The sequence below is a fragment of the Tenacibaculum piscium genome, from assembly GCF_021390715.1.
GTDB classification, from domain to species: domain Bacteria; phylum Bacteroidota; class Bacteroidia; order Flavobacteriales; family Flavobacteriaceae; genus Polaribacter; species Polaribacter piscius.
Genome location: NZ_JAJGWT010000010.1, coordinates 26330 through 40704, shown reverse-complemented (window position 1 = coordinate 40704; position 14375 = coordinate 26330). Strand labels below are relative to the sequence as shown.

Annotated in this window: 12 protein-coding genes and 2 tRNA genes; 5 read left to right on the top strand and 9 right to left on the bottom strand. The window is 31.5% G+C overall.

Going from position 1 to position 14375, the window contains the following annotated elements:
• Positions 1-6 precede the first annotated feature (6 nt).
• Positions 7-681 carry an SCO family protein gene (locus L0U77_RS09845; RefSeq protein ID WP_233901112.1) on the bottom strand — a complete coding sequence of 225 codons (675 nt, stop codon included), beginning with the start codon at positions 679-681 and terminating at the stop codon, positions 7-9.
• A gap of 202 nt (positions 682-883) precedes the next feature.
• Between L0U77_RS09845 and rseP the strand changes: the two genes are divergently transcribed.
• Positions 884-2233, top strand: a complete 1350-nt coding sequence (gene rseP, locus L0U77_RS09840; RefSeq protein WP_233901111.1) for an RIP metalloprotease RseP — start codon at positions 884-886, stop codon at positions 2231-2233.
• 97 nt (positions 2234-2330) lie between these two features.
• Here the strand turns inward: rseP and L0U77_RS09835 are convergent, their stop codons facing one another.
• From L0U77_RS09835 to L0U77_RS09825, 3 genes are read right to left on the bottom strand one after another with little or no spacing between them, the layout of a single operon-like run.
• Positions 2331-4139 carry a GNAT family N-acyltransferase gene (locus L0U77_RS09835; RefSeq protein WP_101918395.1) on the bottom strand — a complete coding sequence of 603 codons (1809 nt, stop codon included), beginning with the start codon at positions 4137-4139 and terminating at the stop codon, positions 2331-2333.
• Positions 4140-4195: 56 nt separating this feature from the next.
• Positions 4196-5506 (bottom strand): aspartate kinase, encoded by a 1311-nt coding sequence (locus L0U77_RS09830; RefSeq protein WP_233861745.1) that lies wholly within the window; start codon positions 5504-5506, stop codon positions 4196-4198.
• Positions 5493-5978, bottom strand: coding sequence for a GNAT family N-acetyltransferase (locus L0U77_RS09825; protein ID WP_101918397.1), 486 nt, complete (start codon positions 5976-5978; stop codon positions 5493-5495). Before L0U77_RS09825 ends, L0U77_RS09830 begins: the two co-directional genes overlap by 14 nt.
• 159 nt (positions 5979-6137) lie before the next feature.
• On the opposite strand from L0U77_RS09825, the gene fbp reads away from it, so the two are divergent.
• Together fbp and L0U77_RS09815 are read left to right on the top strand one after the other, a co-directional pair.
• Positions 6138-7172, top strand: a complete 1035-nt coding sequence (fbp, locus tag L0U77_RS09820) for a class 1 fructose-bisphosphatase (protein ID WP_233861743.1) — start codon at positions 6138-6140, stop codon at positions 7170-7172.
• A 133-nt stretch (positions 7173-7305) separates the two neighbouring features.
• Entirely contained in the window at positions 7306-7914 is a 609-nt protein-coding gene (locus tag L0U77_RS09815) for a superoxide dismutase (protein WP_101918399.1), read from the top strand.
• Positions 7915-8049: 135 nt separating this feature from the next.
• Here the strand turns inward: L0U77_RS09815 and L0U77_RS09810 are convergent, their stop codons facing one another.
• Positions 8050-8505, bottom strand: a complete 456-nt coding sequence (locus L0U77_RS09810; protein ID WP_101918400.1) for a DinB family protein — start codon at positions 8503-8505, stop codon at positions 8050-8052.
• Positions 8506-8557: 52 nt separating this feature from the next.
• On the opposite strand from L0U77_RS09810, the gene L0U77_RS09805 reads away from it, so the two are divergent.
• Positions 8558-8905: an arsenate reductase family protein gene (locus L0U77_RS09805; RefSeq protein WP_233897528.1), complete on the top strand. Its 348-nt coding sequence runs from the start codon at positions 8558-8560 to the stop codon at positions 8903-8905.
• A gap of 69 nt (positions 8906-8974) precedes the next feature.
• Here the strand turns inward: L0U77_RS09805 and L0U77_RS09800 are convergent.
• Positions 8975-9046 (bottom strand) — tRNA-Gln (locus L0U77_RS09800).
• Between the two features lie 83 nt (positions 9047-9129).
• A tRNA-Gln gene (locus L0U77_RS09795) sits at positions 9130-9201 on the bottom strand.
• A 208-nt stretch (positions 9202-9409) separates the two neighbouring features.
• Here L0U77_RS09795 and L0U77_RS09790 point away from each other — a divergent pair.
• Entirely contained in the window at positions 9410-12538 is a 3129-nt protein-coding gene (locus L0U77_RS09790; protein ID WP_233901110.1) for a DUF2723 domain-containing protein, read from the top strand.
• Between the two features lie 88 nt (positions 12539-12626).
• On the opposite strand, the gene L0U77_RS09785 is transcribed toward L0U77_RS09790, so the two are convergent.
• A complete protein-coding gene (locus L0U77_RS09785) occupies positions 12627-12920 on the bottom strand; it encodes a thioredoxin family protein (RefSeq protein ID WP_101918403.1) in 294 nt (97 codons plus the stop codon).
• 134 nt (positions 12921-13054) lie between these two features.
• Entirely contained in the window at positions 13055-14278 is a 1224-nt protein-coding gene (locus L0U77_RS09780) for a metallophosphoesterase (protein ID WP_193700241.1), read from the bottom strand.
• Positions 14279-14375: the final 97 nt, after the last annotated feature.

The following is a 14375-nucleotide window of genomic DNA, read 5'->3' as shown; positions in this document are numbered from 1 at the left end:
CTCACATTACTTATACTCCTCTTTTAACAAGATAACATCATCTATAATTTTTTGCATATTTTCTTCTTTTGTGCCGTCATACATGCCTCGAATTTGTCCTTTTTTATCGATTAAAACAAAGTTTTCGGTATGTACAAAATCTTGTTCTCCGCCATCGCCTTCATCTAAAACAGCAAAATAATGCTTACGGGCTAAGTCATAAATATGCTTTTTATCGCCAGTAGTTACATTCCATTTTCCATCGATAACACCTTTTGCATCAGCATATTTTCGTAATTGCGGAACGCTATCCATTACAGGGGTTACCGAATGCGATAAGAACATAATGTCGTCATCATTTTTAAAATTCTCTTGCAATTCACTCATATTATATGCCATCAAAAGACAAATTGTTTGGCATCGGGTAAAAAAGAAATCAGCGATATAAATTTTATCTTTATAATTGGCATTGGTAATTATTTCACCATTTTGATTGATGAGTTTAAAAGCGCCAATCTTATGATTTTTTGATTTTGAACGCACTGATGTATCTACCAATCGAGGGTTGATATCCGCAGGATTGTAAACAGGCAATCTATCCTCTACTTTTACCAAATGATAAAAAACAGGAACACCTATCAAAGAAAAAACAAGTAAAAAAAGCAGGGTACTTTTTGATTTTTTAAAGAATTTTAAGTCCATTGTAATTGAATTTTCAATCAAATTCAAATCAAATTTAAATTGAATTCCACTGATTTTAAACAAAAATACGACTAAAAACAAGGTTTTTATAGCTTCTACATCAAAATTTTGTTAAAACAAAACCGCATCGATACCACAAACTTTTACAACCGTATTGAAAAACGTACATTTGTCCAATTTTTAAATTTAGATACACACCTTTATGGAAATTTTAATAAAAGCAGTACAATTTATTTTGAGTTTATCACTCTTAATTGTTTTACATGAATTAGGACATTTTATTCCTGCCAAAATATTTAAAACCAAAGTTGAAAAATTCTATTTATTTTTTGATTATAAGTTTTCTATCTTCAAAAAGAAAATAGGCGATACTGTTTATGGAATCGGCTGGATTCCACTTGGAGGCTACGTAAAAATAGCGGGTATGATTGACGAAAGTATGGATACCGAGCAAATGAGCAAACCTGCACAACCTTGGGAATTTCGGTCAAAACCAGCATGGCAACGTTTAATTATTATGTTAGGTGGAGTTACGGTAAACTTTATTTTAGGGATTGTAATTTACATTTGTTTGATGTATGCTTATGGTGAAAAATTTTTACCAAACGAAAATCTTAAAGATGGTGTTTGGGTACAAAGTCAATTAGGAAAAGATTTAGGTTTACAAACTGGTGATAAAATCCTGACTATTGATGGAGAAACTATTCAAAAATTTAAAGACCTTCCGCTAGAATTTATCAACGGAAATAACTACACGATTAACAGAAATGGAACTATTCTTGAGAAAGAAATTCCTACCGATTTTATTTCAAAATTAATGGACAGGGATAAAAATGCAGGAAGTTTTATCAATATTCGATTGCCACTGATAATTGCTCAAATCGCCAAAGATTCACCAAATATTAATAGCGGTTTACAAGCTAAAGATATTGTTATCGCAATAAACGGCGTTACAATAAGGTATTTTGATGAAGCTCAAATCGAATTAGAAAAAAATAAAGGACAAGCAATTGATATCATCGTAAAAAGAGGTACTGAAAATGTAACGATTCCTGTGAGAATTAGCGAAAAAGGAAAGCTAGGCGTAAGTTTAGGACAAGTATCCGTTAAAGATTTAGAGAAATTAGGCTATTATCAATTGGCAGAAAAAAACTATTCGATTGGCGAAGCAATTCCTGCAGGAACTGTAAAAGCATGGACAACCGTTACAAGTTATGTAAAGCAATTGAAGAAGATTTTTAATCCAAGTACAGGAGCTTACAAAGGTTTGGGTGGTTTTATTTCAATCGGAAGTATTTTTCCTGCCGAATTTAGCTGGGAAGTTTTTTGGAATATCACTGCTTTCTTATCAATTATGTTAGGAGTTATGAACTTATTGCCAATTCCAGCTTTGGATGGAGGTCATGTCGTGTTCACTTTATGGGAAATGATTACGGGTAAAAAACCTGGAGATAAATTCTTAGAATACGCACAACTAGTTGGTTTTGTTTTACTGATAACATTATTGTTATTTGCCAACGGTAATGATATTTTTAGGACATTTTTTAAGTAAAATAGAATTCATAAAACACAAATAATAATACAAAAAAAGCATCGTAAAATTTACGATGCTTTTTTTTATGAATTTTAGAGAATCTTATTTAAACAAACTACTTATTTAAGTTTTCGGAAGCACGTTTTTCTAATTCAGCCTGAAATTCTTCCATTACTGGTTTTACGGTACTTTCAGGAATTTCATCAACTTTGATGTATAATAAACCATCAATGGCATTATTAAATTTTGGATCAACATTAAAAGCGACTAAACGTGCATTTTGCTTTACATATTTTTTGATAAGTACAGGCATACGTAAGGCTCCTGGTTCAATTTCGTCAATAATTTTATCAAATTTTTGCATATCGGCTTTTGTGGCATCGAATACAAAATCTTTATCGGCATCTTTTAGTTTGACTTTAAATTCTTTCTTTGGATAAATATATTGTGCTACATACGGATCATAATAATGAGATTTCATAAATTCAATCATTAACGACTTGGAAAATGCCGAAAATTGATTGCTAATACTCACACCTCCCATTAAATATTTATATTCAGGATATCGTAATGTTACGTGTACAATTCCTTTCCAAAGCAAGAATAATGGCATTGGTTTTTGCTGATAATTTTTAGCAACAAAAGCTCTTCCAAGTTCCATAGTACTTTGCATCATGGTATATAATTCTGGCTCAATTCGGAACAAGGTGTGTATATAAAATCCGTTGATTCCGTATTTTTTATAAATATCTTTTCCCAATCCCATTCTGTATGCACCGACTAATTCATTTGCTACGGTATCCCAAAGAAATAAATGGTGATAATATTTATCAAATTTATCTAAATCGATGGTTTTATTAGTTCCTTCGCCTACTTCTCTGAAGGTAATTTCTCGTAATCTCCCAATTTCGTGTAACACATTTGGAATTTCTTTAGCGGTTGCGAAAAAGACTTCATAATTTTTACTTTCTAGCAATCGGCTTCCTTTTTCTCGTAAAGAATTTACTTCTTTTAGGAATAAATCGGGAGTTCTTTGTGCTGTTATTTTTTTAACTTTCTTCGGAATTTTTAAATTTTGCGAGGATAGTATTTTTTGTGATGCTTTTTCAAAAGGATTGGCAAGCATGTATGTTTTTTTCCTGATAAATTCATAGAAAGTAGGAATATCTTTAAATTCCTCTTGATCTTTTACGGAAATTGGTTTTCCGATACGAACTTTTATGATTCTATTTTTTTGCGAAATTACTTCTGAGGGAAGTTTTGCGGTTCTTAATGTTCCACTAACTTTGGATAATAAGTAAAATAAGCGACTATTTTTGGCATGAAAATAAATAGGAATTACGGGTACTTTTGCTTTTTTGATTAAGCGTACGGCGCCTTCTTCCCATGGTTTATCGACCATTAATTTACCATCACGATAGGTAGAAACTTCTCCTGCGGGAAAAATCCCTAATGGTTTTCCTTCTTTTAGATGTAATAGTGCATTTTTAATTCCTGCAATGCTCGACTTTGCGTCCTTTCTATTTTCAAAAGGATTTACAGGCATGATATACGGTTTTAATGGCTCAATTCTATGTAATAAAAAGTTAGCAATAATTTTATAATCGGCTCTTTTTTCGATGAGTAATTTTAATAATAAAACACCATCGATTCCGCCTAGCGGATGATTCGAAATGGTAATAAAAGCGCCATCTTTAGGGATTCTTTTTAAGTCATCTTCAGGGATTTCAAATTCAATTTTGCAATCTGCTAAAACGCCGTTTAAAAATTCTAAATCAGTTTTATTTTTATTATTATCATAAATTTTATTAATAGCAGAAATGCGTAAAATTTTCATCAAGAGCCACCCTGTAAAAGTTCCGATGACTCCTAATTTATCTACTCCAATAACTTTCGCAATTTCTTTTGATGTAACTATTCCCATTAATTCAAATTTGACATAAATGCAAATATAACTGAATTTTGTTAGCTTTACGTTTTTTATTGTATTACCAACTGGGCTGTTTCGGTGTTTATTTGTCGAATAATTGCGGTTCCTTTTTCACGTATTTTTTGAAGTGCTTTTTCATCAAAATGACGAATTGTATATAGGGTTACATCTTTATAAACTTTAATGATAAAGGTTGATTTTAAGTCTTGATAAAAGCTATCAAATGTATTGTATTTATCTTCGATACACACTGAAAAACTGATTGCTGAGTTTTGAATTAGGTTTACTTTTAATTGATATTCGTCTAATTTTTCAAAAACATGGCTAATATTACTTTCGACCATAAAGGAGAAATCTTTGGCTGAAATTGACACCAAAATTTGATTTTTCTTTACAATAAAACACGGTATTTCAGGATTAATTTTGGTTCCTTTTCCCACGCAAGTTCCTTTGTTTGATATATCTTCAAAAGAGCGTACAAAAAGAGGAATATTTTTTTGTTCTAAAGGTTGAATTGTTTTTGGATGAATTACAGATGCGCCATAAAAAGCCATTTCAATAGCTTCGGTATATGAAATTTCGTGTAATAATGTTGTTTTTGAAAACACTCTTGGATCGGCATTTAAAACGCCTGCGACATCTTTCCAAATCGTTACGCTTTGGGCGTTTAAACAGTATGCAAATACGCCTGCGGTATAATCAGAACCTTCTCTTCCTAGCGTTGTTGTTGCCGTAAAGTTTTGATTACCTTCCACTATATCTGACGCTGTTTTAAGTGATGTACTTCCTAAAAAACCTTGGGTAATATAGATGGTATTTTCACTGATATTTTTATTTATTTTTTGAGTAATATTTTGAGAAGTTAATTCCCAATTAATTTTTGCGTCTCTAAAATTGGCATCTGTTTTGATACATTCTCGAACATCTATCCATTGATTTTTAATATCAATTTCTGATAAATAGGCACTTACAATATGGGTGGATAATAATTCACCAAAACCGACGATTTGGTCATATACATAATTGTAATTTTTCGAATTATTTTGAATCATAAAACCACTTAATTGGGCGAATAAAAAATCGACTTTATTAAAAATTTCATGATTTTCTTCAAATAAATCAGTTATTATTTCATGATGAAAATCTTCCACAAAAGAAATTGCTTCTTTTAAATTATCTTCTGAATTTTCTTGTTGATAAAAATAAGCGTTGATAATTTCTTCAAAAGCATTGGTCATTTTTCCCATCGCCGAAATAACGACTAAAACATTGTTAAGTCCTTGACTTCTTAAAACTCTTGCTACATTTTTTACACCATCGGCATCTTTTACCGATGCGCCTCCAAACTTAAATATTCTCATTACAAAATTGTGTTAAACTTTCGGTATCCATTTGGCAAACTCGCCATTGTTCATAAACTGTTGCGCCTGTATTTTTATAAAATTCGATCGCATTTATATTCCAATCTAATACTTCCCAAGAAACTCTTTTAAAGTCATTTTCTTGTGCATATTTCATCACGGAACCGTATAATTTTTTACCTGCTCCGATGCCTCTTTTATCTTGTGTAACCATTAAATCTTCCAAATGAATTGATTTTCCTTTCCAAGTTGAATATCGCTGATAAAAAAGTGCCATTCCGATAATTGTTCCATCAAGTTCTTGAGCTACAAAGGTTTTAAACTTCGGATTTTCAGAAAATCCATCAGCAATTAAAATTTCCAAATTAATTGCTACCGCATCAGGTTCTTTTTCAAAAACAGCTAATTCAACAATTAAATTCAAGATGGATTGTGCATCTTTTTTTACGCCTTCTCTAATTATAAAACTCATTACTTCTATTTTAAGCAAAGATAATTCTTAATATATCTTGCTAAAAAACAAATAGAAAATTAAAACACATCATTTGTATTTGTTAAAAATTTTAAAATAAAAAATTATTGTAAAACCGTAAAAAAGTTGGCATCTTTGTAAAGAACACAAAAATTTGACATGAACAACAAGCACATGACTCTAGGAGAGTTTATTATTGGATATCAAAAAGATTTTAAATACTCTTCTGGGGAATTATCTCGTTTAATCAACTCGATTCGCTTGGCGGCAAAAGTGGTTAATCACGAAATTAGAAAAGCTGGTTTAGTAGATATTACAGGCGCTTCTGGCGATGTAAATATACAAGGAGAAACGCAACAAAAATTAGATATTTTAGCTAATAATCTTTTTAAACAAACACTTATCAACCGTGAAATCGTTTGTGGTATTGCCAGTGAAGAAGAAGATGATTTTGTAATTGTAGAAGGGCAAGAAAAAACAAACGAAAACAAATATGTTTTATTGATGGATCCTTTAGACGGTTCTTCAAATATTGATGTAAATATATCGGTAGGAACTATTTTTTCTATTTACAGACGAATTTCTCCTGTAGGAACGCCTGTAACCAAAGAAGATTTTTTACAAAAAGGAAGCGAACAAGTAGCCGCTGGTTATGTGGCTTACGGAACTTCTACGATGTTAGTTTTCACCACAGGAAATGGTGTAAATGGTTTTACGTTAAATCCTGCAATTGGAACCTTTTATTTATCGCATCCAAACATGCAATTTCCAGAAATTGGTAGAATTTATTCGGTAAGTGAAGGCTATTTTACGTATTTTCAAGAAGGAATGAAACGCTTTTTAGTGCATTGTAAAGACCTCAATCAAGCTGATAATAGACCGTATACAGCGCGTTATGTTGGCTCGTTAGTAACCGATTTTCATCGAAATATGATAAAAGGAGGAATTTATATTTATCCTTCAACAACCATTACGCCTAACGGAAAATTACGTTTATTATACGAAGGAAATCCAATCGCTTTTATCTGTGAACAAGCAGGTGGAAAAGCTACCGACGGATTTACAAGAATTATGGATATAAAACCATCAGAATTACATCAACGTGTGCCTTTTTTCTGCGGAAGCAAGCAAATGGTCGAAAAAGCAGAAGAATTTATGAGTGAATTTTCTGCGGATGCAAAACCAATCTATTAAAAAATAATAAACTATAATTTTTATTTATAGTAAAATCAATTTAGAATAAGGGAAACAGTTGTTTCCCTTATTTTTTTGGGTTAAATTTACATCAGTAAAAATAAATAATTAACTCATTAAAAAACGTACAATTATGGCTTTTGATTTACCAAAATTAGGATATGCTTACGATGCATTAGAACCAAATATTGATGCACGAACTATGGAAATTCACCATAGCAAACACCATAACGGATATACTACTAAATTAAACGGCGCAATTGCTGGAACTGATTTAGAAGGGAAATCTATTGAAGATATTTTAACAAATTTAGATTTAACTAATGCTGGAGTTCGTAATAACGGTGGTGGTTTTTACAATCACTCTTTATTCTGGACGGTATTAAATCCTGAAGATAGAGGGAATTTATCTGGAGAATTAAAAAAAGCTATTGAAGCTGAATTTGGTTCAAAAGAAGCTTTTATCGAAGCTTTTTCTAAAGCAGCAGCAACACAATTTGGTTCAGGTTGGGCTTGGTTATGTGTTCAAAAAGGCGGAAAATTAGAAATTTGTGCTACGCCAAATCAAGATAATCCATTAATGCCTGGAGTTGCTTGTGGAGGAACGCCAATTTTAGGATTAGACGTTTGGGAACACGCTTATTACTTAAATTACCAAAACCGTCGTCCTGATTATATTGATGCTTTCTTTAAAGTAATCAACTGGAATGAAGTAGAAAGAAGATTTGCGGAAGCTAAATAATTAGCCTTTATTTTGATAAAATAAGCAAGTAATTTTTTACAGATAACTTCTTATGAATCATCATAAATATGTAACATAGAAAATCCCGAAATTTTAAATAATTTCGGGATTTTTTATGTTTTTAAAAAAGATAAATTAAACTAATTTAACCAACGCCATAATAACACCTAAATGGATTCCTTCATGTAAATTATTAAAAGAAATCGCCGTTTCGATAGTATCTAGGGTAAACCCTAAACTTGTTTCATAGGCGGTATATTCTTTGAAAATACCCGCTTCAAAATCTTCTTGTAAGGTATCTGGCAAGCCGATAAATAATTCTTTTACTTCTTCTAACTCTTCTTCTGAAAATGTTTGTGTAGGAAAAGTTCCTTTTCTATAATTTTCAATTAATTCATCAGCGACTAAACAATTTAACCCTGATAATTTATAGTGTAATAATTGTTGTGTTACCACTAAATGAGCAACATTCCAAGCAATATTATTACTAAATCCTTCTGGGATTTTATGTAATTGTTCTATGGATAAATTTTCAATTTTCTTTAAAACTACTGCTCTCGATTTTCTTAAAATTTCAAATTGCGTATTCATTTTTCTACTTATTTTAGCGTCGTTCAAAGATAATTATTAAACCATCGAAACCATGAAGAAAGTATATTTTTTACAAACCTGTGATACTTGCAAACGCATTTTAAAAGAAGTAAATCTTGAGGGATTTGAAAAACAGGAAATAAAAACAAATAAGATTACTGTAAATCAACTAGAAGAAATGCGAAAATTAACCGATAGTTATGAAAGCTTATTTAATAAACGAGCGAGATTATACAAAGAAAAAGACTTGAAAAATAAAGAAATTAGTGAAAATGAATATCGTGATTTTATTTTAGAGGAATATACTTTTTTAAAGCGTCCTGTTTTTATTGTTGATGATAAAATATTTATCGGAAATAGCAAAAAAGTAATTGAAACTTTAAAAGAGGCTGTAAATTAATGTTGTAAATAATTCACAAATATAATAAACCAAAAAAGTTTCATAATCTTACCGATTATGAAACTTTTGTTGGCCCACCAGGACTCGAACCCGGAATGTCTGCACCAAAAGCAGATGTGTTACCAATTACACCATGGGCCATTTAATAAGTTTGCAAATATAAAAATAATTTTTATACTTTAGTAATTTTCTGGACCTAACTTACGTTGTTAAAAAACACTTAGTTGGCCCACCAGGACTCGAACCCGGAATGTCTGCACCAAAAGCAGATGTGTTACCAATTACACCATGGGCCAATTACTTATTGCGGGTGCAAATATAACACATTTTTTAATTTGAACAAATTTTTTTTATTATTTTTCATTTAACATAATTTTATAGCACTGAGTAAGAAGCCATATCTGTTAAAATTATATTTTTGTTTTTGTTGAAAAATGAAGAGTTATTAATACTTTCGTAGTTTAGTATAAATCAAGAATCATCAGAACAATTATCGCACCAACTATGACCGAATTTAATTATAAAAAATGGAACACAATTTTAGGTTGGTTTTCATTTGCCGTGGCACTGATTACCTATACGTTAACCCTAGAGCCAACGGTTAGTTCGTGGGATTGTGGCGAATATATTTCTACGGCGGTAAATTTAGAAGTTGGGCATCCGCCAGGCGCTCCTTTGTTTCAGATGTTAGGAGCTTTTTTCGCCATGTTTAGTAATGATCCTAGTCAATGGGCTAAAATGGTTAATTTTATGTCGGGATTGGCAAGTGCATTTACCATTTTATTCCTGTTTTGGACAATTACCAATTTAGCTAAAAAAATAGCACTCAAAAATGGAAAATTCAGTAAAAATGAAGCCATCGCCGTTTTAGGAAGTGGACTCGTTGGCGCTTTAGCCTATACTTTTTCGGATAGTTTTTGGTTTAGTGCCGTGGAAGGCGAAGTATATGCGATGTCCTCATTTTTAATGGCATTATTATTCTGGTTAGGACTCCGATGGGAAGATGAAATAAATACTCCAAGAGGACATAAATGGCTAGTAATCATAAGTTTTGTTATTGGATTATCGTTTGGAGTGCATATTTTATCGCTCTTAGTGATTCCATCAATTGTGATGTTATATTTCTTCAAAACCTATCAAAATATCACCCTAAAAACAACCGCCGTTGCTACTTTAATTTCGATACTTGTACTTGCTTTTGTTTTTAAATTCTTATTTCCATTTACCCTTAAATTCTTTAGTATTTCTGAATTGTTTTTTATCAATCAAATAGGATTGCCTTATAATTCAGGAACTATTCTTGCTGGAATTGTTTTAATCGGCTTGTTTTTCTTCGGATTAAATTACACCCGTAAAAAGAATTTAGTAATGGCAAATACCTTAGTATTGTCGATACTTTTTATGATGATTGGTTTTTCATCTTGGTTAATGTTGCCAATTCGTGCCAATGCCGATACGATTATTAATGAAAATAATCCATCGAGTGCACAGGAGTTATTAGCCTATTACAACCGTGAACAATATGGAGATGCCAATGTTTTTTATGATAATTATTATTCGGTTTCTTATGATAGAACACAAGATGCCGAGCAACCTTTTAAGGATGATAAACCAAAATATGAAAAGATAAACGGAAAATATGTTATTGTCAATAAATACAAAAATATAATCCCTAATTATTCAAGTAAACACAAAGGATTTATCCCAAGAATGGTAAACCCTGCTTCCGAGCAACATTACAAACGAATTGCAGGAATCCCAGCACGAAGCAAAAGACGACCAACGTTTTTAGAAAACATAAAATTCATGATTGATTATCAATTTGGATATATGTACGGGCGTTATTTTATGTGGAATTTCGTGGGAAGACAAAACGATGCCCAAGGACATTTAGACGTTGAAAATGGAAACTGGTTAAGCGGTATCGATTTCATTGATGAAATTCGCTTAGGTTCACAACAAAATTTACCTGATGATATCAAAAATAATAAAGGACGTAATAAATATTTTTTCCTGCCTTTGATTTTAGGACTAATCGGCTTAATGTATCAATCAAAAAAAGATAAAAAGAATTTATATACCCTTGCTTTATTTTTCGCTTTTACAGGTTTTGCCATTATTTTTTACACCAATCCAAGACCTTTTGAACCTCGTGAACGTGATTATGCCGTCGTTGGTTCATTTTATGTGTTTGCCATCTGGATCGGTTTTGGCGTATTTGCGTTGTATGATTATCTAAAAAATTATGCCAACAAAAGAACCGTTGCTATTGGAGTTTCGGCAGTTTCATTATTGGCTGTTCCCGTATTGATGGGCGTTCAAAATTGGGATGACCATGATAGAAGCGACCGTTATATCGCGCAATTAAACGCACAAACTTATCTGGAGAGTTGCGATCCAAATGCGATAATTTTTACTATCGGAGATAATGATACATTTCCACTTTGGTATATGCAACAAGTCGAAGGCGTGCGTCGGGATATTAAAATTATAAATACAAGCCTTTTTCAAACCGATTGGTATATCGACCAAATGAAAAAGAAAACCTACGATGCCGAGCCAATTCCATCGCAATTAACACACGATCAATATAAATATGGAACGCTCGATATTGCCTATCATATTCCACATCCACGATTTAAAGATTCTATCATGTCGCTTAAAAACTTTATGCGATGGATGCAAAGTAGCGATAATCAAACCTATTATATTGATGAAGAAAATGATGTTAAAGAAAAATTTTATCCCACAAACAGAATTCGAATTCCTGTTAATAAAGAAAATGTTTTAAAAACAGGGTTGGTCGCTCAAAAAGATGCCGATAAAATTCTTGATTACATCGATATTACTGTTGATAAGCAAGGTTTGACTAAAAATCGAATTTTAATGCTCGATATTTTGAATAATTTTCAGTGGAAACGTCCAATTTATTTTACAGGTGGTGCCAATGCCGATGAAGAATATATTTGGTTAAAAGAGTATCTACAATTAGATGGAATGGCATATAAATTTGTGCCGATTAAAACATCAAACAAAGGAAAATCAATGTTTGCAATGGGACGCATCGACCCTGAAAAAATGTATCAAAATATTCAAAAATGGGATTGGAAAACTATCAATAATGGAAAAATTTATTTAGATGAACAAAGTAAACGCAATGCCATTTCGATGCGTAATAATTTAATGCGTTTATCCGAAGCATATTTAGCCAAAAAAGATACGGTAAAAGCCAACGAAATATTAAATTTATCTTTGGAAAAATTACCAATTACACAATTTGAACATTATAGTATTTCGTTAGGATATCCTGAATTATATTATCGCATAGGCAACCTAGAAAAAGCACGTGAAACTGCCGAAACACTTATTGATGTTTTTCAACAAAAATTAAAATATTACAGTACTTTCAAGGATAGTAATATCGATTTAATTCTAGATACTTTAGAAACTAATTTATACTTGTATCAGAATGTAATTCAGCAAATTACAAAACATGAACAAGATATCGAATATGGTAAAAAAGCTTTTGAAGGATATTTAAATCACGCTCGTTTATTCAAACATTTAATGGCAGATGAACAAGAATCATTTCCTCAAAAATCAGCAAATGATGACACAGAAAACAATAACTAAATTAATATTCTAATCTTATAAAAAAAGGCGTTATATTTTATAAATAATGCCTTTTTACTTTTTTATTAAAAAACAAAATCGCAAAAAGTTAAAAATATTTTTGCACCAAACCGATAAGCGTATTCGCATCTTGCTCGCCAGTTTGTCGCCATTGTATTTCGTTATTTTTATAGATGATAAAAGTCGGATTGCTTTTAATACGCAAAGCATTGGTAAGCGTTTGATTTTGATGCGTATCAATTTTGATAACCTTTGCCTTATCGCCTAAAGCCGCCGCAACATCTCGAAGTATTTCTAAGCGAGGTTCTAAGTCATTTAAGCCTGCATAAAAATCAATTAAAACAGGTTTATCAATATTTATTAGTTCTCCAAATTTAGCCATATTTCATAGTTTTAAGTTTTTTTCTTAGATTCTATTATTATTTTTAATTTTTTAGTTCACTTATTGATAAGTCCTTGAAATTTACCATTTTATTTTCAAACTGTTGTCAAATTTGACCTAAAAAACACAAAATATTAAACTTTTTTTAACTCGATTACAGTAATTTCTGGCCAAATCCCTACTCTTCCTGGAAAAGCATGATAGCCAAACCCTCTATTTACATTTATATAGCGTCCAAATTCTTGATACAAACCAGCCCATTGTTTATAGACATATTGTGATGGACTCCATTTTATCCAACCTGGAATTTCAATGCCAAATTGCAATCCGTGGGTGTGTCCGCTCAAGGTTAATTGATAATTAAAAGCATCTTTTTTAACCTTACTTTCCCAATGACTTGGGTCGTGTGTCATTAAAATTTTAAAATCTTCTTGCTGAATTTTTGCAGATGCTTTTTCTAAATCGCCCGCTTTATTAAAGCCTCTCCCCCAGTTTTCAACGCCGACCAAGGCTATTTTTTGTCCGTCTTTTTCGATATAGCGATGCTCATTTAAGAGTAAATCAAAGCCTATTTTAGGATGTAATTCTTTTATCGCCTTAAAATTTGCTATTTTATCTTCGGAATTTTTCCAGCTAGAATAATCACCATAATCATGATTTCCTAAGACCGAATATTTCCCAACAGGCGCTTCTAATTTTTGAAATATGTCAATCCAATCATCCATTTCATGGGCAAAATTATTGACCAAATCACCTGTAAATAAAATTATATCGGATTTTTGCTGATTTACCAAATCAACTGCATACCTTATTTTTTCTTTATTGGTAAAACTTCCCGAATGAATATCCGTAATTTGAGTAATCGTAAAACCATCAAAAGCTTCGGGTAAATCTTTAAAATTCAGCTCATAGTTAAGCACTTTATAATTATATTTCCCTTTGAAAATTCCATATAATAATCCCGATAATGGAATCGAAGCCATTGCCAAGGCTAATTTTGCGATAAAAGTTCTTCGCCCTGCCAAATCTTTGGTTTGAGAAGATGAAAAATATGAAATTCCCTTTTGAATCCATCGAAAAAAATCTTCGCCTAACAATACCAATAACATACATAACTTCGGAAGTAATACCACTAAAAGAATGCCCAAAGCAACCTGAAATTGTAAGGTTTGTCCCGAACTTCTATCCGAAGAAAGTACCACATAAAAAAAATGAGCATAGGCTAAAAAACCAATACACAACCAACCATAGCGAATAAACTTGTTTTTAGTGATTGTTTTTATCGCCTGAAAAGCATACGCTTCAAAAATAATAACAACCAATACTATAATCAAAATTGAAACCAACCATCGAGACATATTAAATATATTTTAAAGTAACACAAAGATAGCTTGATTATTGAAAATCAATTAAAAATCAACTAAAAATCAATTTTTAACGTCTTGTTAAAGTTTC

What these genes read in the sequence shown, in the direction of transcription:
- L0U77_RS09815 (WP_101918399.1), top strand. Translation starts at nt 7,306, where the DNA reads ATGGCTTTTGATTTACCAAAATTAGGATATGCTTACGATGCATTAGAA.
- fbp (WP_233861743.1), top strand. Translation starts at nt 6,138, where the DNA reads ATGAACAACAAGCACATGACTCTAGGAGAGTTTATTATTGGATATCAA.
- L0U77_RS09835 (WP_101918395.1), bottom strand. Translation starts at nt 4,139, where the DNA reads ATGGGAATAGTTACATCAAAAGAAATTGCGAAAGTTATTGGAGTAGAT.
- L0U77_RS09830 (WP_233861745.1), bottom strand. Translation starts at nt 5,506, where the DNA reads ATGAGAATATTTAAGTTTGGAGGCGCATCGGTAAAAGATGCCGATGGT.
- rseP (WP_233901111.1), top strand. Translation starts at nt 884, where the DNA reads ATGGAAATTTTAATAAAAGCAGTACAATTTATTTTGAGTTTATCACTC.
- L0U77_RS09805 (WP_233897528.1), top strand. Translation starts at nt 8,558, where the DNA reads ATGAAGAAAGTATATTTTTTACAAACCTGTGATACTTGCAAACGCATT.
- L0U77_RS09785 (WP_101918403.1), bottom strand. Translation starts at nt 12,920, where the DNA reads ATGGCTAAATTTGGAGAACTAATAAATATTGATAAACCTGTTTTAATT.
- L0U77_RS09825 (WP_101918397.1), bottom strand. Translation starts at nt 5,978, where the DNA reads ATGAGTTTTATAATTAGAGAAGGCGTAAAAAAAGATGCACAATCCATC.
- L0U77_RS09810 (WP_101918400.1), bottom strand. Translation starts at nt 8,505, where the DNA reads ATGAATACGCAATTTGAAATTTTAAGAAAATCGAGAGCAGTAGTTTTA.
- L0U77_RS09845 (WP_233901112.1), bottom strand. Translation starts at nt 681, where the DNA reads ATGGACTTAAAATTCTTTAAAAAATCAAAAAGTACCCTGCTTTTTTTA.
- L0U77_RS09790 (WP_233901110.1), top strand. Translation starts at nt 9,410, where the DNA reads ATGACCGAATTTAATTATAAAAAATGGAACACAATTTTAGGTTGGTTT.
- L0U77_RS09780 (WP_193700241.1), bottom strand. Translation starts at nt 14,278, where the DNA reads ATGTCTCGATGGTTGGTTTCAATTTTGATTATAGTATTGGTTGTTATT.